This is a genomic window from Streptomyces sp. NPDC047085 (assembly GCF_040643735.1).
Classification (GTDB): Bacteria; Actinomycetota; Actinomycetes; order Streptomycetales; family Streptomycetaceae; genus Streptomyces.
Genome location: NZ_JBEYUW010000008.1, coordinates 347,912 through 370,724 on the forward strand (window position 1 = coordinate 347,912; position 22,813 = coordinate 370,724).

Below are 22,813 nucleotides of genomic sequence, written 5' to 3' on the forward strand. Positions count from 1 at the left end.
CCGAGGAACGGGGGCAGGATGATCGACGCGTACGAGGATCCGGGCACGCCCGACACCCGGGGTGGCTGGCGCTACTTGTGGTGGTTGGTCCTCCGCCAGCCGGGACGGACGTTCGCCGGTGGGCTGCTGGGCAGCGCGTGGCTGGTGCTGATGGCCGCGCAGCCGTATCTGATGGCGCGGGCCGTGGACGACGGTCTGGTGCCGGGCAGGCTCGGGGTCCTCGCCGGGTGGACCGGCGTGATGTTCGGGACCGGCGTGGTGGCCGCCTGGCTGAGCATCCTGCGGCACCGCACCATGACCCGGGTGCGGATGGACGCCAACTTCCGCACGGTCAAGCTGGTCGTCGGGCACGCCTCCCGGCTGGGGGCCGCGCTGTCGCGCCGGGCCGGTGCCGGGGAGGTCGTCACCATCGGGGTCGGCGATGTGCAGACCCTGGCGCAGGCGCTGACCGTGATGGGGCCCGGGGTGGGCTCGGTCGTCGTGTACGCGGTGGTGGCCGTGCAGTTGCTGTCGATCTCCGGGGCGGTCGGCGCGGTGGTGCTGCTCGGGGTGCCGGTGATCGCGCTGCTCACCGGGCCGCTGACGCGCCGGTTGCAGGGGGTGGAGACCGAGTACCGGGAGCGGCAGGGCGTGCTGGCCGCGCGCATCGGCGACCTCGCGGGCGGGCTGCGCGTCCTCAACGGGCTGGGCGGCAAGGGGCTGTTCTCGGACGCCTTCGGCAGGGACTCGCAGCGGCTGCGGGAGCAGGGCTACCGGGTGGGCGCGGTGACCAGCTGGGTGCAGGCGCTCGGGGTGGGCCTGCCGACCCTGTTCCTGGCGGCGGTGACCTGGATCGCGGCCCGGCTGGCGGCCGAGGGGTCCATCACCGTCGGCGAGCTGGTGTCGGTGTACGGCTATGCGGCGGTGCTGATCGGGCCGGTGGCGTTCTTCGTGGAGATGAACTACGACCTGAACCGGGCCGTGGTGGCCGCCCGCCGGGTGGTGCGGCTGCTCAGCCTGGAGCCGGAGCCGGACGAGGGCACGCTCCCCGCGCCGGACGGTCCGGCCGAGCTGCACGATCCGGCGTCCGGGGTGCGGGTGGCGCCGGGCCGGCTGACCGCGCTGGTCACCGCCCGGCCCGCCGAGGCCACCGCCGTCGTCGACCGCCTGGGCCGGTACGGGCCCACCGAGGCCACCTGGGGCGGGGTGCGGCTGGACGACGTACCGCTGGACGACGTGCGGGCCCGGATCCTGGTCGCCGACAACGAGGCGGACCTGTTCGCCGGGCCGCTGCGGGAGGTCGTGGCCGCCGCGCACCCGGCGGACGAGGCCGCGGTGCGCCGGGCGGTGCACGCGGCCGTCGCCGAGGACGTCGTGCGGGGGCTTCCGGACGGTCTGGACACGGTGGTGGCCGGGCAGGGCCGCAGTCTGTCGGGCGGGCAGCGGCAGCGGGTGCGGCTGGTGCGGGCACTGCTGGCCGACCCGGAGGTGCTGCTGGCCGTGGAGCCGACCTCGGCGCTGGACGCGCACACGGAGTCGGCGGTCGCCGAGCGGCTGCGCGCGGCGCGGGAGGGGCGTACGACGGTGGTGGCGACGACCTCGCCGCTGGTGCTGGACCGCGCGGACACGGTGCTGTTCCTGGTCGACGGCAAGGTGACGGCGAGCGGCCCGCACCGGCGGCTGCTGGAGCGGGAGCCGGGCTACCGGGCGCTGGTGGCCCGGGACGTGGAGAACGACGGAAACACCGAGGGTGCCCAGGGCGCCGCGGCCGGCGGGGCCCCGGGCCGGGTCACGGACACCGAGGGGGCCGTGCGGTGACGACGGACTCGGGACTGCTGCCGGTCGCGGACCGGGCGTCGGTGCGGCGGGCGACCGCGCGGCTGGTGCGCCGCGACGGGCGGGCGTTCGCCGCCGCGCTGGCGCTGAACGCGCTGGCGGCCGGGGCCGGTCTGGTGGGTCCGTGGCTGGTCGGGCGGATCGTCGACGAGGTGCGGGCCGGGCGCGGGGTCGCGGCGGTGGACCGGCTGGCGGTGTGGATCCTGCTGTGCGCGCTGGCCCAGCTGCTGCTGGCGCGCTGGGCGCGGTACGTGGGTCACCGGTTCGGGGAGCGGACGCTGGCCCGGGTGCGCGAGGAGTACGTGGACCGGGTGCTGGGGCTGCCCGCGTCCGTGGTGGAGCGGGCCGGCGCCGGCGATCTGACCGCGCGCGGCACGGCCGACGTGTCGACGGTCGGCACCACGCTGCGGGACATCGGCCCGGAGCTGCTGGTCCACTCGGTGCAGGCGCTGTTCGTGATGGGCGCGGTGTTCGCGCTCGACCCGCTGCTCGGCCTGTTCGGGGTGCTCGGGCTGACCCCGATCGGGCTGGCCGTGCGCTGGTATCTGCGCCGGGCCCGGGACGGCTATCTGGCCGAGGGCGCGGCGACCTCGGAGGTCGCCGAGATCGTGGCGGCGACGGCGGGCGGGGCGCGCACGGTGGAGGCGTTCCGGCTGCAGCGGCGGCGGACCACGGCGAGCCGCGACGCGCTGGAGCGGGCCCGCCGCACGCGGCTCTACACGCTCCGGCTGCGCAGTGTGTTCTTCCCGGCGGTCGAGGTGTCGTACAACATCCCCGTGGTCGGGGTGCTCCTGGTCGGCGGCTGGCTGCACGGGCGCGGGGCGATGGGCGTGGGCGCGGTGGTGGCCGGGGCGCTGTATCTGCGGCAGCTCACCGAGCCGCTGGACATGATCCTGATGCGGGTGGAGCAACTGCAGAGCAGCGGCGCCTCGTTCGCCCGGGTGGAGGGGCTCGCGCGGGCGCCGCGGAGCGACGCGTCCGGGGACTGGAGCGCCCCGGAGGCGAACGACGACTCACATGACCGGATCGACGTGCGCGGGGTGCGGTACGCCTACGAGCGCGGCGGCGAGGTGCTGCGCGGGGTGGACCTGACGGTGCGGCCGGGCGAACGGCTGGCTGTGGTGGGCCCGTCCGGGGCGGGCAAGACGACGCTGAGCCGGCTGCTCGCGGGGATCGACACCCCCGGGGCGGGCACGGTGACGGTGGGCGGGGTGCCGGTCGCGGCGCTGGAGCCGGAGCGGCTGCGCCGCCAGGTGGTGCTGGTCACCCAGGAGCACCATGTCTTCCTGGGCACGGTCCGCGACAACCTGCTGATCGCCGAACCCGGTGCCACGGACGACGCGTTGTGGAAGGCGCTGGCGGCCGTCGGCGCCGACGACTGGGTCCGCGACCTGCCCGACGGCCTCGACACCGCCCTCGGGGAGAACGGCCGTGCCACCGACGGCTCCCAGGCCCAGCAACTCGCCCTGGCCCGGGTGGTCCTGGCGGACCCGCACACCCTCATCCTCGACGAGGCGACCGCCCTGCTCGACCCCGCCACGGCCCGGCACACCGAGCGCGCCCTGGCCGCGGTGCTGGAGGGCCGCACGGTCATCGCCATCGCCCACCGCCTGCACACCGCCCACGACGCGGACCGGGTCGCGGTCATGGAGGACGGCCTCGTGACCGAGCTGGGTACACACGAGGAGCTGGTCGCGGCGGGCGGCGCCTACGCCTCCCTCTGGCGCACCTGGCACGGGGACGACACGACGGCCTGAGCGGGCTCAAGCAGCAAGCAGTTCAAGCCAGTTGATCAGCCCTGCCATTCCCCCAACAGTCCGCATATCGAACATGAACATCCGGTCAACGAACCATTTCCGGCCAACTTTCTGACGCGCTCCTGACAGATCCGTTGATCACCTGCCACTCTTCCCACGGCCGACTCACAGCAACCCCCACGTTCTCCCTCGTTCGTGTGAGCCGGCACCGCACGCGTCCCACACGCGTACGAGGTTCAGCGCACCGCCCTGCTCTGCCCGGACGTCCCAACCCACCGTCCGGTCTCCCCTGGCCGCACACCAAGCGGTCACGCAGAAGGAGTCAGTGTTGAGTAGCAGCTCTCGCAGACGCACCTCCCACACCACGCACCGCCGCACCGCCACGGTCGCCCTCGCCGGCGTCGCCGCACTGATCGCCGCCGCCGTCCAGTCCGGCGCCGCGAGCGCCGCCCCGGCGAAGCCGGTGGCCGGCAAGGTGAACCCGGCCCATGTGGCCGTCAAGCTCACGGCCTCGCAGCGCGCCGAGCTGATACGGCACGCCGACGCGGAGAAGGCCGCGACCGCGCGGTCCCTCGGCCTCGGCGCCCAGGAGAAGCTGGCCGTCAAGGACGTCGTCAAGGACGCCGACGGCACCCTCCACACCCGCTACGAGCGCACCTACGCGGGCCTGCCGGTCCTCGGCGGCGACCTGGTCGTCGACACCGCCAAGTCCGGCGCGACGAAGAGCGTCACCAAGGCCACCAACGCCACGCTGAAGGTCGCCGACCTCACCCCCGCCGTGGCGAAGAGCGCGGCCGAGAAGCAGGCCGTGGCGCGGGCCAGGTCCCTGGGCGCCGACAAGTCCGCCGCGGACAGCGTGCGCAAGGTGATCTGGGCGGGCAGCGGCAAGCCGGTCCTCGCGTACGAGACGGTCGTCGGCGGCCTCCAGGACGACGGCACCCCGAACCAGCTGCACGTCATCTCCGACGCGGCCACCGGCAAGAAGCTCTTCGAGTTCCAGGGCGTCCGGACCGGCATCGGCAACACCCAGTACAGCGGCCAGGTGACGCTGACCACGACCCAGTCGGGGTCCACCTTCACGCTGAACGACGGGGCGCGCGGCGGCCACAAGACGTACAACCTGAACCACGGCTCCTCGGGCACCGGCACGCTGTTCTCCCAGACCAACGACACCTGGGGCAACGGCACCACGTCCAACGCCGCCACCGCGGGCGCGGACGCCCACTACGGCGCCGCCACGACGTGGGACTTCTACAAGAGCACCTTCGGCCGCAGCGGCATCCGCAACGACGGCGTCGGCGCCTACTCGCGCGTCCACTACGGCAACGCCTACGTGAACGCGTTCTGGGACGACAGCTGCTTCTGCATGACCTACGGCGACGGCTCCGGCAACGCCGACCCGCTGACCTCCCTCGACGTCGCCGGCCACGAGATGAGCCACGGCGTCACCTCCAACACCGCGGGCCTCAACTACAGCGGTGAGTCCGGCGGCCTGAACGAGGCGACCAGCGACATCATGGGCACCGGCGTGGAGTTCTACGCCAACAACTCCACGGACGTCGGTGACTACCTCATCGGCGAGAAGATCGACATCAACGGCGACGGGACCCCGCTGCGCTACATGGACAAGCCGAGCAAGGACGGCGCGTCCAAGGACAGCTGGTACTCGGGCATCGGCTCGATCGACGTGCACTACTCCTCGGGCCCCGCGAACCACTTCTTCTACCTGCTGAGCGAGGGCAGCGGCACCAAGGTCATCAACGGTGTCACCTACAACTCGCCCACCTCGGACGGCCTTCCGGTCACCGGCATCGGCCGCGCCAAGGCGCTGCAGATCTGGTACCGGGCGCTGACCACCAAGTTCACGTCCACCACCAACTACGCGGGCGCCCGCACCGGCACGCTCGCGGCGGCCGGCGAGCTGTACGGCACCACGAGCGCCGAGTACAAGGCGGTGCAGGACGCGTGGGCGGCGGTCGCGGTCGGCTCCCGCTCGGGCGGCGGCGGTGGCGGCGGCACGTCGTACGAGAGCACCACGCCGGTGTCGATCCCGGACAACGGGCCCGCGGTCACCTCGTCGATCACGGTCTCCGGGCGGACCGGGAACGCGCCGAGCAACCTTCAGGTGACGCCGAATATCAGCCACACGTGGCGCGGCGACCTGGTGATCGATCTCATCGGCCCGTCCGGCACGGCGTACCGGCTGAAGAACTTCAGCTCCTCCGACTCGGCGGACAACGTCACCGACACCTACACGGTGAACGCCTCCGCCGAAACGGCCAACGGGACCTGGAAGTTGAGGGTCCAGGACCAGGCCGCCTACGACACGGGGACGATCAACAGCTGGAAGATCACCTTCCCGTAGACGGCCGTCCGGCCAGGGACCAGGGCGCCGTCCGGGAGGTTCGACTCCCCCGGGCGGCGCCCGTTTACATGGCGGCAACATTCACTGGACAGTCGATTTTCGGCCAACATCACTTAAGGGTCCTGACATGTACGCGCCCTTGATGTCAGGCTCTCCCCACCCGCCGCAGCAGCACCGCAACTTCACAACGAAACAACCGGCCAGTAACCCCACGCTGACCGGCTCCCCCACATGAAGGAGCTTCTGTGAGCCCCCTCTACGCGCGTCACAAGCGCACCACTCTGGCCGTCGCCACCGCCGTCGCCGCCGGAGCCCTCCTCTCCACCGGACTGGCCACCAGCGCCAACGCCCAGGCCCCGGCCGGTTCCGCCGCCGCGGGGCCCCTCGCGGCCGCCCCGACCATGCTGTCCGCCACCGCCCGCACGAGCCTGATCCAGCAGGCGCAGGCCGGCGCGGCCGAGACGGCCCAGCAGATAGGCCTCGGCGCCAAGGAGAAGCTGGTCGTCAAGGACGTCGTCAAGGACGTCGACGGCACCGTCCACACCCGCTACGAGCGCACCTACGCGGGCCTGCCGGTCCTCGGCGGCGACCTCGTCGTCCACACCGCGAAGTCGGGCAGGACCGAGGGCGTCACCAAGGCGACCAAGTCGGCCATCAAGGTGGCCTCGCTCAAGCCGGGGATCACCGCCGCCAAGGCGGAGAAGCAGGCCGTGAGCGCCGCGAAGACCCTGGGCTCCGCCAAGACCTCCGCCGACGGCGCGCGCAAGGTGATCTGGGCCGGCTCGGGCAAGCCCGTCCTCGCCTACGAGACGATCGTCGGCGGCCTCCAGGACGACGGCACCCCGAACCAGCTGCACGTCATCACCGACGCCGCCACCGGCAAGAAGCTCTTCGAGCACCAGGCCGTCGAGAACGCGACCGGCACCGGCAAGAGCCTGTACTCCGGCACCGTCAGCCTCAACACCACCCTGTCGGGCTCGACGTACCAGCTGTACGACACCACGCGCGGCGGCCACAAGACGTACAACAAGGCGCACAAGACCACGTCGACCGCGGGCACCCTGTTCACCGACGCGGACAACACCTGGGGCACCGGCACCGCCTCCAGCTCCACCACCGACCAGACCGCGGCCGTCGACGCCGCCTACGGCGCGCAGGTGACCTGGGACTTCTACAAGAACACCTTCGGCCGCAGCGGCATCAAGAACGACGGCACCGCCGCCTACTCCCGCGTGCACTACGGCAACGCCTACGTGAACGCGTTCTGGGACGACAGCTGCTTCTGCATGACCTACGGCGACGGCACCAGCAACACCCACCCGCTGACCTCGCTGGACGTCGCCGGCCACGAGATGAGCCACGGCGTCACCGCCAACACCGCGGGCCTCGACTACAGCGGTGAGTCCGGCGGCCTGAACGAGGCCACCTCGGACATCTTCGGCACCGGCGTGGAGTTCTACGCCAACAACGCCTCGGACCCCGGTGACTACCTCATCGGCGAGAAGATCGACATCAACGGCGACGGCACCCCGCTGCGCTACATGGACAAGCCCAGCAAGGACGGCGGCTCGGCGGACTACTGGTCCTCCTCGGTCGGCAACCTGGACGTCCACTACTCGTCCGGCGTCGCGAACCACTTCTTCTACCTGCTCTCCGAGGGCAGCGGTTCGAAGACGATCAACGGCGTGACCTACAACTCGCCCACCTCCAACGGTTCCACGGTCACCGGCATCGGCCGCGCCAAGGCGCTGCAGATCTGGTACAAGGCGCTGACCACGTACATGACCTCCACCACGAACTACAAGGGCGCCCGCACGGCGACCCTGAGCGCGGCGTCGGCCCTGTACGGCTCCGGCAGCACCGAGTACAACGCGGTGGCGGCGGCCTGGTCCGCAGTCAACGTCAGCTAGTCGCACGGTAGTTGCGTTGGGGCGGCACCCGGGAGGAAGGCATTCCGGGTGCCGCCCTACTCTTGTGACCCATGTCCTCGGCGCCCTTCACCTACGAGCCGGTCGGAGCGACCCGCGACGACCTGACGTTCTGCCCGCCCGGCTTCCACCCGATGCTCGTCCGCACCAGAATCGGCGAGGGCCCGAAGGTCTTCCAGCGGGCCGCCGAGGCGGTCCTCACCTGGGAGATGCACCGCGCGATGGGTGTCGGCATCGACGCCTCCGCCGACCGCGCGGCCCCCGGCGTGGACGTCACCGTCACCCTGGCCGGCCTGATCAAGGCCCCCTGCCGGATCATCTGGACGGCCGAGGAACCCCGCCGGGCCGGCTGGGCCTACGGCACCCTGGAGGGCCACCCCGAGTGCGGCGAGGAGGCCTTCATCGTCGACCGCACCGGCGACGGCACGGTCTGGCTGACCGTGGCCGCCTTCAGCAAGGGCGCCAAGTGGTACGCCCGCGCGGGCGGCCCGGCCACCAGGGGATTGCAGCATGCGTATGCGCGACGGTGCGGGGTGGTGCTGCGGAGGCTTTGCGCCGGCGTGGAGGAGCTCTGACGGTCCAGGGTTGGCTACGGAGCAGGCAGCACGGAGTGCGACGCAGTCGCGGCGCCGTGGAGCGCGGTCAACGTGAACTGAGCCTGCTGCTCTGACGCGCGTTGTGTGCGCTGTGTGCCCTGTGTGCCTTGTGCGGCCGCTCCGGTCGACCGCCGGAACCGGGGCGGTCGTCCTGTCGTACGAGATCCAGCTCGCACCAGACGGACTTCCCGACGGTCAGCTCCCGCACGCCCCACCGGTCTGCGACCTCCCGCACGATGAGCAGTCCCCGCCCGAACATGTCGCCCTCCCCCGCCGTCCGCGGGCTCGGCAGTAACTCGCCTTTCGGATCGGTGACGACGATGCGGACGACGTGCGGCGTAAGGGCGAGTTCCACGCGGAAGAGACGGTCGTGGACACAGCCGTGGAGTACGGCGTTTCCACTCAGCTCCGAGACAAGAAGCGCGGTGTCGGCGGCGAGTTCGGGGTGCCCCCATTCACCGAGGAGGCGATGGGCTCGGCGACGGGCGAAGGTGACGCTTTGGGGGAGGGGGGTGTAGTCGAGGCGGTCGCAGTGGAGGGGCGCTTCGGGGGGTTGAGGGCCTTGGGGAGTGGTCATGTCGCAGGCCTCCGGGCATACGTGGGCAGCGTCTTGCTTGTTGACGCCACTCAGCGAGCGGTTCGTCACTGACGGTAGGGGTGGATCCACACTTCCTTCGACATCTTCCCGGTAGATATCCACCGATCGTGTTTGCGTGCTCCACTCCGGCCACAGCACACTGGTCGCGCACAGCGCCAAAGGAGCAGCCAAGGTGACAGTGGATCAGGTACGGCAGGGGAACAGCACAACCAGTGTCCTCGGACGCCGGCTCGGGGCCGAACTCCTCAAGCTCCGCATCGAGGCCGGTTTCACCCAGCCGCAGGCGGCCAAGGCGCTCTCCGCTTCCACAGCGAAGGTCGCCAAGATGGAGGGCGGATGGGTGCCGGTGCGGGATCCGGACATCAGGGCGCTGTGTGAGCTGTACGGGGTCCACGACCCTGGCACGATCGGGAGCCTCCTGGAGCTGGCGAAGGTTGATCGCGAGCGACGCAAGGCGAAGGGCTGGTGGCAGGAGTACTCCTTCCCCGGCGTCATGCAGGAGTACATCGCACTCGAGCACGCGGCGACCACGATCAGGGCATGGCAGCCTGCGTTCATCCCGGGGCTCCTGCAAACGCCCGAATACGCAGGTCGATTGCGGGACAACCCCGCAGCACAGATGACGAAGGGACCGGAGCCGGACGAGGAGTTCGTCGCCGCTCGCCTCGCCCGCCGACGGCGCCTGATCGAGGAGCCGGCGTTGTCCCTGCGGGCGGTGATCTACGAAGCGGCCTTCCACAACTTCCCCGGCGGCGCGCCCACAGCCCGGGCGCAGATCGATGAACTCATGAGTCTCGCCGACCTGCCGAGTGTGAGCATCCGGATCTACCCGTTCAGCGCAGGCACGCACGCGGCCCTGAACGGCTCGTTCAACATCATCTCGTTCGCTTCGCCGGGAGCCATGGACGTGGTGTACGTCGAGGGCCCACTCGCCGAGCGTTGGGTGGAGGGCGGGGACGGCGCGGCAGCCTACGATGAACTGTTCGAGAAGATCGCCGAACTCGCCCTGGACGAACAGGAGTCAGTCTCGTTCCTCCACGATCTACGCAAGGAGCTGTGAGCCGTGTCCGATTTCGAGTACCGCAAGTCCAGCTACAGCAACGAGAAGGCCGAGTGCGTCGAGGTCGCCACCAACATCCCCACCACTGTCGCCATACGCGACTCCAAGAACCCCTATGGCCGACGCCTCTATATCACCCCCGCAGCTTGGTCCGCCTTCCAAGAAGCGCTGGCAGGTGGTGTGTCATTTTAGCGGTTGATCTTGGTTTTTGAGGTTCAGCTGTTGGCCGGACTGAGTCGGCCCTCGAAGGCGATCTGGAACGCGTTGAGGGACGCCTTCCAGCGCATGGTCAGCCGCGTAACGAAAGCTGTTGCGCAGGAGGTGAACCACACCAGGAGTCGACAATCCACGGGCGACCTGTCCGCTCCAGCAGCCTGCGGTCATGAGCCCAGCTGGCGGCGCTTCTTCGCGTCGGCGAGTCTGTCTTCGAGTTCCTTGCGAGCGGCTGCGGGATCGTCGTGGAGCGGTGGCGCGAGTTGGCCGCGGCGGGCCAGTTCGCGCGAGAACACCGACGGGTTGCGTCCCAGCCGCTAACCGATCAGCCGGAACGGCTCAACGCGGGCTATCCCGCGCAGAATCTGCTCGCGATCTTCGATACACAGCGGGCGGCGTCGACTCACGTTCCCTAACTTCCCGATCAGCGCAAAGTGATCAGCATCTCACGATGCAACAAAAGGTTACGCACCCCGCTCCTCAGGTTGATCGAGGTCGACCCATGCGCGTTCGAAGGACCACCCGCGCACCTGTTGTGCTTCGATCTCAGCCTTGACCTGATCGCCGATCAGCACCAGCAGCGAGAGCTCCGGATTGGCCACCCGGAAGACGCGACGGCGCACCCGTTCACCTTTCTCGCGCGAAATATGCGGGAAGGAAACACGCGCCCAGCTATAAGGCGACGGGATCGAACGCGTCTCGTCAACGATGTCGAGAACCGTCGTCGCCTGAACGACAGAGAGCTCCTCACCGTCGAGTGAGGCGCGAGCGTATACGTGCACGTCGCGCCCTGCAATGCTGCGAAGAGCGTTCAGGGCAAGCTCGTCGCAGACGACATCGCGCAGCAGGTTGTGCTTGAAGATGTTCGGCTTGCGCCCGAGTTCCCCCGCCTCCCAGGAGAACTCGAGCGCCTTCCGAACGGGTGGGTAGGGGTCCGACCAGCGATGCGAAGTCAGGTCGACGGAGAGCGACTCCTCGCCGCCGTAGAGGAATCCATAGGCGTCCACATCAGCCTCTGTCACGTATGGGATGCCGTTCACCTCGCCTCATCGCCTTACTACAAGCCGTTTCCGAAATTTTGATCCAGCGACTGGAGTATATCCTTCGCATTGCTCAGCACATCCAGGACAGCAGATCTTCCACCGGCCGCATCAGCGGCGACAATTTCATCGTTGATCCAGCTCACATAGCCACCTGGGAACGTGCCGCGGTGAGTGTCATGCGCCAGCCACACCCCATTCTCAGCAGAATCAATATCGATCCCGTGTCTGGCAAGCACACTGCGTGCGCCAGCCGCAAGTGGATGGTTCTCCGGCACGATGTGGTGAGCCTCAGGATTCGGTGTGGTCGGGTTCTCCCCGGCCGCCCTGAGATTCCGGCCCAGGCAAGCGCTGTTGTTGTGGACGAGCACCGGCGTTTTTCCGGCGAGTACATAGTACGTGTGCAGGTCCTGGACGGTGAGGTTCCAACGGTTGGCGGCACCGGGGGTGAGGCGGATGTCGAGGACGTGTGCGTGAGCGTTGGTGGAGGTGTTGAGGGCATCGCCTCGCCGGAGTTCACCGGCACGCCGCCAAGTCCGGGTGGTGTCGTCCCAGAAGGGGTGGCCGGCGGTGGTGTGGAGGGTGGCGGTGTGGCCGTCTTCGGTGCGGATTGTGAGGTCGAGCAGATCGTGGTCGTGGTTGATCCACACCTGCTGGACTTCGCGGGCACCCTTGCGTTTGCCCGTCTTCTGGTCGGCTGCCTCGACCTTGTCGCCGGCTTCGAGGTCTTCGATGTCCTTGGTCGTGCCGTCGGCCATGAGGACTTCGGTGTCGGGAGCGAAGCTGTGACCACCGCAGCCTCCGCCGATCCGGCCGCCAGTTGTTGCCGGTCCTTCGCCTCCTCCGGTCAGTGCGCTGAGGCTTGCTCCTGCCGCGATCGCATCGCCGAGCGAGCCTCCCGCCACGGGACAGGTCGAACCGCCAGCGGTCTCTCCGCATGCGCGGAAGACGAGGTTGGTGAGCTCTGCCGCAGCAATCTGGGCCCTGAAGTCGGCCCAGGGCTCGTTCGGGTCGACGGTGTAGCAACGGTTGCGTTCCTCGGGCAGGCACTGGTCGTCCATGTCGCCGAAGAAAGCTGCGATGAATTCGTTCTTCTTGGACCAAGTGATGGGGACGTTGACGCCGGGGTGAATGGTGACGAAGCCGTCGTGGTTGTAGTCGTCGCCGCCGCTTTCATAGTCCGGTAGGTCCTCGGTGGGAACTTCGTCCATGCAGACGATCTCGGGGCGGCTGCAGTCGTTGCCTCCGTCGCTGTGGTCTTCGGAGTTGAATATCAGGCCGCTGGAGTCGCTGTAATTGACGGGGTTGTTGATGCTGTAGCTGTAGGCGGAGAGATTCTGCGGGATGTAGGGGGTGTTGAGGGGGTCGGGGCTGAGGAAGCGGCCGAGGCGGGGGTCGTAGGCGCGGGCACCGAGGAGGGACAGGCCGGTGCTGGCGTCTTCGGTTTTGCCCAGGAAGCCGTGGTCGGTGCCGGTGGGCAGGGTGCCGCTGCGTTCGTCGCCGAAGGGGGTGTAGCGACGGCGGGTGGTGGTGCCGGTGGTGACGTTGACGGCGAGTTGGGTGGAGGCCTGGGTGTCGGCCATCAGGTAGGTGAGGGTGCTGCCGGTGGGGGTGTCGGCGGTGGTGCGCATGGCCACGGTGGTGCCGCCGCAGCTGTAGTAGCGGGTGGCGGTGGTGGTGTGGCCGTCTGTGTGCAATTCCATGCCGCCGAGGTAGGCGACAGTTTCCTGCGGGGTGGTTCGTACCAGGAGGGCGCCGTCGGCGTCGTAGGCGTAGCGGGTGAGTCTGCTGCCGCCGGAGTCGGTGGTTTTGGCGCTGTCGAGTCGGCCTAGCGGGGTCCAGGTGTAGTCGTAGGTCTTGCCGGGTTCGATGCGCTGTGTCATCTGGCCGGCGTTGTCGTAGGCGAGAGTCTCGCTCGAGGTGGTGGTGCCCGCCGTGATGGTGTTGATCTTTCGGACGCCGTGCGGCCAGTCGGCGTTGGCGGTGGTCCAGATGCCGGCGTCGTCGTAGCCGGGGTAGAGGTAGTCGCGGGTGGTCGTTTTGCCGGTGGCGTCGGTGTCGGCGGTGGACTGCAGGTTGCCCATGCGGTCGTAGGTGTAGGCCGTCTGATACGGGGCCTCACCCGCAAAGTCTGAGGTGCTGGAGGTGGTGCAGGCGTTCGCGTCGGTTCGGGTGAAGGCGCGGGTCAGGCGTACCTGGTCGTCGTACTTGAAGCACTGTGACTGTGCGGTCTGTCCGTCTGCCTGTTCCCGGATCTGGGTGATCGTGCCGTCGGCGTTGTGGTCGTAGGTGTCGTTCTGGCTTCCGCGGGTGAACAGGCCGCGGCTGGTGGTGGTGGCGATGCTGGACAGCCAGCGGGTGCCGTCGGTGTAGTCGTAGGTGTAGGTGCGGTGGGCTGTGACGGTGGTCGGATCGCCGGACGGGACGCCGTAGTAGCGGTCGGTCAGGAGGCCGTAGGCGTCGTAAACGGTGGTCTTGACGTAGGTCTCTGTGTCGGAGGCCAGGCTGCTGGCTTGTCCGTAGGCGTTGTAGGTGGTGTTGACAGTCTCGGACGGCAGTCCGCCTGCGGCGGGGTAGTGGACGGACGTGATGTGGTCGGCGGCGTCGTAGCCGAAGGTGGTGGTGTAGTCGCCGGCCAGGCCGCCGACCGTGGCGGGCAGGGTGACGGTGGTACTGAGCGGCCGGCCTCGGTCGTCGAAGGCGTCGGCCTTGACGGTGTACGTGTTGCCGTCGGCGTCGCGGCTGGTGGTGGAGGTGATCTGACCCTTGCCGCCGCTCACGCCGAGGCCGTCCCACAGCCAGGAGGCGAGTACGGTGGAGCCGCTGCTGACGGACGACTTACGGCCGAGGGCGTCGTAGCCGTAAGTGAGGGTGGTCTTGGCCCATCCGGTGGTCGGATCGATGTTGTCCTTGACCGTGCTGACGCGGCCGTTGTGGTCGTAGGTGATGGAGGAGAAACCCGCGTCGGGGTCGTCGACCGTCTTGCGGTTTCCGGCCCAGTCGTAGGTGTAGAGAGTGTTGTTGCCGCGCGGGTCGGTGATCTTCTGCAGTTCGCCCTTGGTCGTGTAGGCGTATTGGGTGGTGTAGGTTCCGCTGCCGTTATGCTCGACGATCTTGGAGATCTGCCCGTAGACGTCGGTGTAGGTGTCGGTGGGGGCGGCCACGGCCGGGGTGACGGTGGTGTAGTCACCGAAGTAGGCAGTCAGGACCTTCCCCGAGTCGACGGCGCGGGTGGTGGTGCCGTCACCGACGAGGATCCGCGACTCGGTGGTGCGGCCCGCCCAGTCCAGCGTCAGGTCGGTGTAGGACGGCAGGTCCTCCACCTTGGGGCTGACCGGGTCGGCCGAGCCCGCGGTGCCCTCGCTGCGGAAGACCGCCGAGGTGCCGGTGACGTTGCCGGCCGAGTCGTAGCGGGTCACGGCGACCTGCCGGTTGGGGACTTCCTCTCCATTGGAGGCGGTTCCGTCCGGCAGCGGAGCCTGGCTCTCCCGGGCGCGGCCGAGACCGTCGGTGTAAGCGTAGGACGTCAGGTAGGTGGTGCCGGACTGCAGGGTGGACGTCTTCACGCGGGGGTAGCCGTCGACCGAGTCCGGGACGCCGCCGCTGGTCGTGGTGGGGATGCTGTAGCTGAACTTGATCGAGGGCGAGTCACCGGTCTCGGTGGGCTTCCACACCTCGATGGGCCGTCCCGCGGCATCCAGGGTGACCTTGGTGACTTTGCCGTTGGCGTCCTTGCTCTGGTAGGGCGCACCCCAGAACCGGGACTTCCAGACCGTGGTGGTCAGCGGGCCACGCCCGGCGGCAGGCCCGTCGGGATCGGGGCTGGTGGTGGTGATGCCGTTCACCGGCCAGTTGCTGTCCGGGTTGTAGGTGGTGGTGGTGCGATGGCCGTCGGCGTCCTCCGCCCAGATGCTGCGGCCTGCGTTGTCGTAGCCGAACGTCGCGGTCTGCGCATCGGCGGCACTGGAGGTGGTGTAGGAGCGCGTCTCGGTGGAGTTGCCGTCGACGGGCTTGTCGGTGTCCACGGAGGTGGCGTTGTCGTACAGAGTGACGCTGTAGGCGTCCTGGTTGGACGCGGCGCGGTCGGTGCAGCCGACGCTGTAGTGGCGGATTTCGTCGATCAGGATCATCCACCGCTGGATGCTGCTGTTGTCGAAGTAGTCGGTGTTGTAGGCGCGGCCGTAGGTGGTGCACCGGTTGTCGGAGACGTCCTTCTCTCCCTGGTCGTCGATGCGCAGCGGCAGGCCGTAGAGAGCGGAGGTGTCGGTGGTGGCGTCGTATTCGTTCTGGACGACGTGGGTACGCCAGCCCGTTGAAATCTTCGTGTCGGTGGTGGTCTGGTCCTCGCGGACGAAGCGTGCGTCGGGCAGGCCGTCGTACTGGGCAGTGTTGTGGATCCAGTAATGGTGGAAGACGCGCTCGTGAGAATTGCCGGCGTCGTCGCGGCTGGAGGTCTCGATGGTGCGGCCCTGGAGCCATGCTGAGTCGGTGTAAGAGGTGCCTTGGCCGTCGGTGACCGTGACGGAGCGGGTCGCGGAGGGGTCGGTCTTGGAGGTGCGGTCGCCGTCCAGGCCGCGGTAGAGCCAGTGGAAGGTGGAGTGCTTGACCGCGCCGCTGCCGCTGGTGACCTCGACGCGCTGGTAGCCGCGCCAGTCGGACCAGGATTCGTCCGCGTCCTTGACCAGGGGGTCGTTGGTGAACCGCCAGCCGGCTCCGCCCTGGTAGTCGTAGCTGGTGGTCATCTCCGGGGCACCGTCCTGGTTGCTGGTGACCGTCGGGTCGACCGTCACCTTGGTGACCAGGAATTTCTTGAACCAGCCCGTCTTGGCTTCGGTCTCGCCCTCAGGGATCCACTTCTGCCAGAAGCAGTCCTTGGTGTTGGAGGACTCGGTGGGCAGGGCGTCCGCGCTGCACGGGTTCGGCGAACCGTAGGTGACGGTGGTGGTGGCACCGAGGTCACCGTCGATGGTGTTGATGCGGCGGAAGTTCAGCTCGGTGGAGCCGACCCTGTTGTTCAGGTCGATGCCGTTGAAGTTGATGACCGGCAGGACGATGTCCGCGCCTGACCCGTAGGCCTCGCGCTGCACGTAGTCCAGCCACAGTGTCTTGCCGATCGAACCGTCGGGGTTCGGCAAACCGTGCTTGGTCTGGTACTGCTGCACCAGGTCCCAGCCATCCAAGCTGGTGTTCAGCACATAGGTCTTGATGTCCCACAGCATGTCCTTGCTGAAGAACGTGGGGTAGTACGTCTTTCCCGCGCAGTAGTAGTCCGCCGACGTGCCGTCGCACATCAAGTCGACCGGCACGTCCGGATACGAGGTGGGACTGGAGGAGATCGACGGACACAGTCCCGGCTCCCCGCGCAGCGGGTCTGCGTCCGACATGCGCTCCACGCAGCGGCCCACGTGGGTCAGTTCGACCTTGCCCGTCGGCTTGGAGTTCGCAATCTGAGTTGGCCAGCCGTACTCGATGGAGGTGAGGTAGCCACTCGCGGTGTACTTGCGGGCCTTGTCAGTGTTGGCAACCGACCGGTAGTAGTTGTACTCCTTGTCGTAGAAGTAGACCGACTCCACCTCGTTGGCGTCGACCGTGCGGTCGAGGTTCCATCGCCAGGCCTGAGTACAGGGCTCGGGGAACTGATCGTGGCACGGCTCACCGGGGTCGTTGCCGACGACGGGCTCGGTGAACACCGATGACGTCGCGTCTCCGGTGCGCTCCGAGCGTCCCCAGCCGAAGTAGTAACGATGGCCGTCCTGCGTGGAGATCACCCAGTACTCGTCGTCCGCACCGTGTCCACCACTCAGGTGCTGCACCCTCCAGCCCGGGTCGTCCTGCAGGTGGTACGAGCCGGTGCCGTTGTTGTCCTGCACCAGTGTCGAGGTGACCCCGTTGAGGTTCACGACGTAGATCGCGCCGTCCGGCTCCTTGCTGGTGTTCGGCGAGTCCCAGCACATGTCGCCGATGTCCTTCAGCCCGTCCTTGCTGCAGTTTTGGTATCGGCGTTCGATGTAGCCGGCGCCCAGGTCCCAGCCCATGCCGACCCATGAGGCCTGGTTGTTCGTCGCCGAGGTGCGCCCGTCCACCGACTGCGAGTTGTAGGTCAGGCCCAGCGAGGGCGCAGATCCCATCGCCGGTGCCGGCAGACTGATCGGGAGGCTGTAAGTGAAGGCTCCCGACCCGGTCGCCACGTCCCATGATCCGGTCGGGGAAAGGGTGGAGGCTCGGTAATCGCCCTGGTCCGAGGACGAGCTGGTGCTCAGCGCGTACACGGAGCTCGAGCCGCTGGCCAGCTGCGTGGACAGGCCGTCCGTGTCGGGTTCGGCCTCCACCGTCGCAGTCAGTGTGTTCTTCGCGGTGTCGTTGTCGACCGGCACGAACTCGCGCTCGGTACACCCCTCAGCCTCGGGCGTCTGCAGCGCACACGCGGGCAGCTTCACCATCCGCAGCCGCGAGGCGAAGTCCCCGCCATAGGCGTACTTGAACCCCGAGTAGTCGATGGCGACCTGGACCTGGCCCGGTGCCGTCACCCCATCGGTACGTATGACCTGCAGGCCCAGGCCCACGCCACCAGCAGGAGCGACATCCTGACGGTCCAGCACCCTGACATCCACCTGGTCCGGCGATACCGCGTCCGTGCCACCGGCGGGCTGCGCCGACGTCGACTCCGACGGCTGCGGCGACGCGCTCTCGCTCGGATCCGCGCTCACAGAAGCGCTGGCGGTCGCCATAGGGCTGTCTGCGTCGACGGGGGTCGGTGAGGGCGTGCCGTCGGCCGCGAGCTGCGCGCGGGACAACTGGGCAGTGGCGCCGGCGTCATCGGCAACCGGCGCGATCTCCACCACGTCGGCAACTGCCGTGGAATCGCCACTCGCCGACGCAGATGGCTCGGGCGTCATGGTGCCCGGATCACCGGGCGCCGCCTGCGACAAGTCGACCGTCGCCTCACCGGCAGCCGGCCACTTCGGCGCCGGCAGCGCCTTGCCCGCCTCCTCCACCTGCGGCGCCGGAACCGTCCCCAACGACTGCGAGGGCACCACGGGTGTCGGATCATCCCCGGCTGCAGCCGCCTGCTGCGGCGCCACGACCGACACCGTCGACAACAAACCCGCCAGCACTGCACCCGCCACACCGACGGAAAGCAGGCGCGCACGCCGAGCAGCCATCAGAACTCCCACCCCACACCAGCCCCCACGCAGACGCGGGCGCTGGCAGTCCAATGGAACGAAACACGCACCAACCAGGCCGAACTGGCCGTGCCATGCAGCAGCCACGATCAGCTCAGATCAGAAGTTGATCAGTGAAGCGAGACCGTAAATCCCGTGAAGCGCCTGTGAATAGAGAAAACACCTGCCGGTTCCCGCACCACTCTGTGACCTCGATCACAAGTAAGTGCGGCCTGCACGCCACCCAAGAACGGACCTGACGACCCGAAGCGCAATATTTCAACCCAGCCGCCAAGCTCGCCGCCAACGCCCCAAACAGCAGACGAAGGCAAGGGCGCGGCAGGGCCTGGTTGTGTGTGCTTCCCTTTGCCTGGCGTGCTGTTCGGCTTCGAGGCGTCCGGCCAAGTAGGCCTCGGCGGAGCGCTGTGATTCTCCCTGGTTCCTGTACACGTCACCGAAGACGCGCTGATAGCGGCCCTCCAACCCCGGATCTGTGTCGCGGGGAGCGCGGTCGGGAAGTCGCCGGCAAGCCGGGCGGCCTGCGCGTAAACCCCCCTCACTACGAGCCACAAACCCTGAGTCCCCGGAGCTGCCGTGACCGCTCCGGGGACTCAGGGTGTATCACGCTACGACTGGGTCACCGCAGCAGCACGCCCGCTCCCTCCACCGCCTCCCCGGACGGTACGGCGACCAGGCCCAGTTCCGCGCCGGAGGCGAGGAGGCGGTGGGCCGGGAGGACGCGGACGGTGTAGCCGTAGGGGCCGGTGCGGTCGAGGAAGAGGGGGCCCTCGTAGAGCCAGCGGCCCTCCAGGTCGGGGTGGCCCACCGGCTTGAGCGGGACCGTGCCGGCGTCGGTGATGCGGTCCGCCGAGTCGACCCGGCCGGAGACCGCCTGGACCTCGACGTCGTCCGGGCTCAGCTCGCCCAGCGCCACCCGGACCCGCAGGCCCACGCTCGTGCCCAGTTCCGCGGTGGCGGTCGTCGCGGTCGTCTCCACATGGTCGACCCGCACGCCGGGCCAGGCGGCCCGTACCCGGGCCTTCCAGCCCGCCAGTTCGCCGGCGGTGTCCGGGGTCAGCGCGCGATGGGCCAGGGCGGCGGGGACGTAGAGCCGCTCGACGTACTCGCGGACCATCCGCCCGGCCAGCACCTTCGGGCCGAGCAGGGTGAGCGTCTGCCGGACCATCTCGATCCAGCGGTCCGGCAGCCCGGCCCGGCCGCGCTCGTAGAAGCGCGGGGTGATGCGCTGTTCCAGCAGGTCGTACAGGGCCGCGGCCTCGATGTCGTCCCGGCGGTCCGGGTCGGTGCCCGCGCCGTCCGCGGTCGGGATGGCCCAGCCGAAGTCCGGCTGGAACCATTCGTCCCACCAGCCGTCCAGGACGGAGAGGTTGAGACAGCCGTTGAGCGCGGCCTTCATCCCCGAGGTGCCGCAGGCCTCCAGCGGGCGCAGGGGGTTGTTCAGCCAGACGTCGCAGCCGGGGTAGAGCTTCTGCGCCATCGCCATGCCGTAGTCGGGGAGGAAGACGATGCGGTGGCGGACCCGGGGGTCGTCGGCGAAGCGGACCAGCTCCTGCACCAGGCGCTTGCCGCCGTCGTCCGCCGGGTGTGCCTTTCCGGCCACCACGATCTGGATCGGCCGCTCGGGGTGGAGCAGCAGCTCCATGAGGCGGTCGCGGTCGCGCAGCATGAGGGTGAGGCGTTTGTACGACGGCACGCGCCGGGCGAACCCGATGGTCAGCACGTCGGGGTCGAGCACACCGTCGATCCAGCCCAGCTCGGCGTTCCCGGCGCCGCGCTGCCGCCAGGAGGCGCGCAGCCGCTCCCGCACCTCCAGCACCAGCTGTTCGCGCAGGGTGCGGCGCAGCTCCCAGATCTCCTGGTCCGGGATCTCCGCCACCGGGTCCCAGCGCTCGGAGTCGCCGACGGTGAGCGCGTCCTCGGCCCGCTGGACGCCGATCTGCCGCGCGCCGAGCCGGAGCACCTCGGGGGCGACCCAGGTCGGCGCGTGCACCCCGTTGGTGACCGAGGTGATCGGCACCTCCTCGGCGTCGAAGCCCGGCCAGAGCCCCGCGAACATCTCCCGGCTGACCTGCCCGTGCAGCAGCGACACCCCGTTGGCCCGCTGGGCCAGCCGGAGCCCCATCACGGCCATGTTGAACAGGTTCGCCTCGCCGCCCGGGTAGGTCTCCATGCCGAGCGCCAGGATCCGCTGCACGTCGATGGCCGGCAGTTCCGCGTCGGGCCCGAAGTGCCGGGCGACCAGCTCCCGGTCGAAGCGGTCGATTCCGGCCGGCACCGGGGTGTGCGTGGTGAACACCGTCCCGGCGCGTACGGCCTCCAGCGCGGCGTCGAAGCCCAGGCCCTCCTCGCACAGCTCGGCGATCCGCTCCAGGCCGAGGAAGCCGGCGTGCCCCTCGTTGGTGTGGAACACCTCGGGCCCCGGGTGCCCGGTGAGCCGGCAGTACGTCCGCACGGCCCGCACCCCTCCTATGCCGAGGAGCATCTCCTGGAGCAGCCGGTGCTCGCTGCCGCCGCCGTAGAGCCGGTCGGTCACCCCGCGTTCGCCGTGGTCGTTCTCCTCCACGTCCGAGTCGAGCATCAGCAGGGGTACTCGGCCCACCTGGGCCACCCAGATCCGGGCGTGCAGCGCCTTCCCGCCGGGCAGCGCGAGGGCCAGCCGCGCGGGTGAACCGTCGGTCTCCTTCAGCAGGGTGAGGGGCAGTTCGTTGGGGTCGAGCACCGGATAGTGCTCCTGCTGCCAGCCGTCGCGGGACAGGGTCTGGCGGAAGTAGCCGTGCCGGTAGAGCAGTCCGACGCCGATCAGCGGGACGCCGAGGTCGCTGGCCGCCTTCAGATGGTCGCCGGCGAGGATGCCGAGGCCGCCGGAGTACTGGGGCAGGGCGGCGGCGATGCCGAACTCGGGCGAGAAGTAGGCGACGGCGGCGGGCAGCCCCTCGTCCTGCTCCTGGTACCAGCGGTCGCCGGTCACATAGTCGTCGAGGTCGTCAGCGACCGCGGTGAGGCGGCGCAGGAACCGTCGGTCCTCGGCCAGCTCGGCGAGCCGCTCCGGGCTCACCCGGCCCAGCAGCCGGACGGGGTCGCCCCCGGCCGCGGTCCAGTGCTCGGGGTCGACGGACTGGAACAGATCGCGCGTTTCCGCGTGCCAGGACCAGCGCAGGTTGCGCGCCAGGTCGCTCAGCGGCCGGAGAGGTTCGGGGAGAACGGGACGGACGGTGAACCGACGGATCGCCTTCACACTTCCACCTCGGACGCGTTGCGGAGTGAGACGCACGGCGCTGTACGTCTCGTCGTCACGTTCGACGGTAGTGGTTACCGAAGGGTCGGTGGGGACGCATCCGGGTGAAGCGGTCAGGGCGTCCGGAACCAGTGTCCGGACCGGTGTCCGAACCCGGTGGCGGGAACCGGAAACGAGGCCGGTCTTGTGCGTAGACATACGCGTGAGTAGTTAACAAAGTGCCGGATTGCCCACCCGAATCGGATGGGAAGGCTCCTCCGGTACGACCCCGCAGGACCCATCTCCCACATCCCTCCGCCCACACCCACGTTGATGCGGACAGGAGCGGTCATGCCCGCCACGCACCACTCGTCAGCACCCCCGACAACCGGCACGACAGCGGCACGGAAACCGGCCAGGAAGCCGGCGAAACGGAACGGGAAGCCGGACACCTCCGTCGGCCGGATCCCCGTCCTCGACATCCGCCCCCTGGTCCAGCACGGGCGCAGGCCCGCGAAGGCGGTGGCCGGGGAGTCGTTCGAGGTGTCGGCCACCGTGTTCCGGGAGGGACACGACGCCGTCGCCGCGAACGTCGTCCTGCGCGACCCCGAGGGCCGGGCCGGACCCTGGACCCCGATGCGGGAACTCGCCCCGGGCACCGACCGGTGGGGCGCCACCGTCACCGTGGGTGAACCCGGCCACTGGACCTACACGGTGGAGGCCTGGTCGGATCCCCTCGGCACCTGGCGGCACACCGCCGGCGTGAAGATCCCCGCCGGCATCGACACCGACCTGGTCCTGGAGGAGGGCGCCCGGCTGTACGAGCGGGCGGCCGCCGGAGTCCCCGCGAGGCAGCGGGCCGTCGTCCTGGCGGCAGTCGCGGCCCTGCGCGACGAGGGCCGCCCGCCCGCCTGGCGGCTCGCGGCGGCACTGGCGCCGGAAGTGGACGCGGTGCTGGCCCGGTATCCCTTGCGGGAGTTGGTCACCGCGTCGGATGCGATGCCGCTGCTGGTGGAGCGGGAACGCGCCCTGTACGGCTCCTG

The 22,813-nt window shown here is 69.2% G+C and carries 12 protein-coding genes; 8 read left to right on the forward strand and 4 right to left on the reverse strand.

The window, feature by feature from the left end:
* The first annotated feature begins 18 nt into the window (after positions 1–18).
* The 5 genes from ABZ865_RS26995 (at position 19) to ABZ865_RS27015 (ending at position 8,440) form a co-directional block, all read left to right on the forward strand.
* A complete protein-coding gene (locus tag ABZ865_RS26995) occupies positions 19–1,797 on the forward strand; it encodes an ABC transporter ATP-binding protein (RefSeq protein ID WP_361235394.1) in 1,779 nt (592 codons plus the stop codon).
* Positions 1,794–3,572, forward strand: coding sequence for an ABC transporter ATP-binding protein (locus ABZ865_RS27000; protein ID WP_361235397.1), 1,779 nt, complete (start codon positions 1,794–1,796; stop codon positions 3,570–3,572). Before ABZ865_RS26995 ends, ABZ865_RS27000 begins: the two co-directional genes overlap by 4 nt.
* A gap of 325 nt (positions 3,573–3,897) precedes the next feature.
* Positions 3,898–5,937: a M4 family metallopeptidase gene (locus ABZ865_RS27005; RefSeq protein WP_361235400.1), complete on the forward strand. Its 2,040-nt coding sequence runs from the start codon at positions 3,898–3,900 to the stop codon at positions 5,935–5,937.
* 245 nt (positions 5,938–6,182) lie between these two features.
* Positions 6,183–7,847, forward strand: coding sequence for a M4 family metallopeptidase (locus tag ABZ865_RS27010; RefSeq protein WP_361235403.1), 1,665 nt, complete (start codon positions 6,183–6,185; stop codon positions 7,845–7,847).
* A gap of 71 nt (positions 7,848–7,918) precedes the next feature.
* A complete protein-coding gene (locus ABZ865_RS27015) occupies positions 7,919–8,440 on the forward strand; it encodes a DUF1990 domain-containing protein (protein WP_361235406.1) in 522 nt (173 codons plus the stop codon).
* Between the two features lie 67 nt (positions 8,441–8,507).
* On the opposite strand, the gene ABZ865_RS27020 is transcribed toward ABZ865_RS27015, so the two are convergent.
* The gene (locus ABZ865_RS27020; RefSeq protein ID WP_361235408.1) at positions 8,508–9,038 is read right to left on the reverse strand and encodes an ATP-binding protein; all 531 of its coding nucleotides are present in this window, start codon (positions 9,036–9,038) and stop codon (positions 8,508–8,510) included.
* Between the two features lie 193 nt (positions 9,039–9,231).
* Between ABZ865_RS27020 and ABZ865_RS27025 the strand changes: the two genes are divergently transcribed.
* A complete protein-coding gene (locus tag ABZ865_RS27025; protein ID WP_361235411.1) occupies positions 9,232–10,119 on the forward strand; it encodes a helix-turn-helix transcriptional regulator in 888 nt (295 codons plus the stop codon).
* 3 nt (positions 10,120–10,122) lie between these two features.
* Positions 10,123–10,311, forward strand: coding sequence for a DUF397 domain-containing protein (locus ABZ865_RS27030; RefSeq protein ID WP_361235414.1), 189 nt, complete (start codon positions 10,123–10,125; stop codon positions 10,309–10,311).
* A 485-nt stretch (positions 10,312–10,796) separates the two neighbouring features.
* On the opposite strand, the gene ABZ865_RS27035 is transcribed toward ABZ865_RS27030, so the two are convergent.
* From ABZ865_RS27035 to ABZ865_RS27045, 3 genes are all read right to left on the reverse strand, one after another.
* Entirely contained in the window at positions 10,797–11,372 is a 576-nt protein-coding gene (locus ABZ865_RS27035) for a hypothetical protein (RefSeq protein WP_361235417.1), read from the reverse strand.
* Positions 11,373–11,389: 17 nt separating this feature from the next.
* Positions 11,390–17,971 carry a polymorphic toxin-type HINT domain-containing protein gene (locus ABZ865_RS27040; RefSeq protein ID WP_361235420.1) on the reverse strand — a complete coding sequence of 2,194 codons (6,582 nt, stop codon included), beginning with the start codon at positions 17,969–17,971 and terminating at the stop codon, positions 11,390–11,392.
* Positions 17,972–19,172: 1,201 nt separating this feature from the next.
* Positions 19,173–21,791: a glycosyltransferase family 1 protein gene (locus ABZ865_RS27045; RefSeq protein ID WP_361235423.1), complete on the reverse strand. Its 2,619-nt coding sequence runs from the start codon at positions 21,789–21,791 to the stop codon at positions 19,173–19,175.
* 330 nt (positions 21,792–22,121) lie between these two features.
* Between ABZ865_RS27045 and ABZ865_RS27050 the strand changes: the two genes are divergently transcribed.
* On the forward strand, positions 22,122–22,813 hold a 692-nt coding region (locus tag ABZ865_RS27050), incomplete at its 3' end, for a maltotransferase domain-containing protein (protein WP_361235426.1).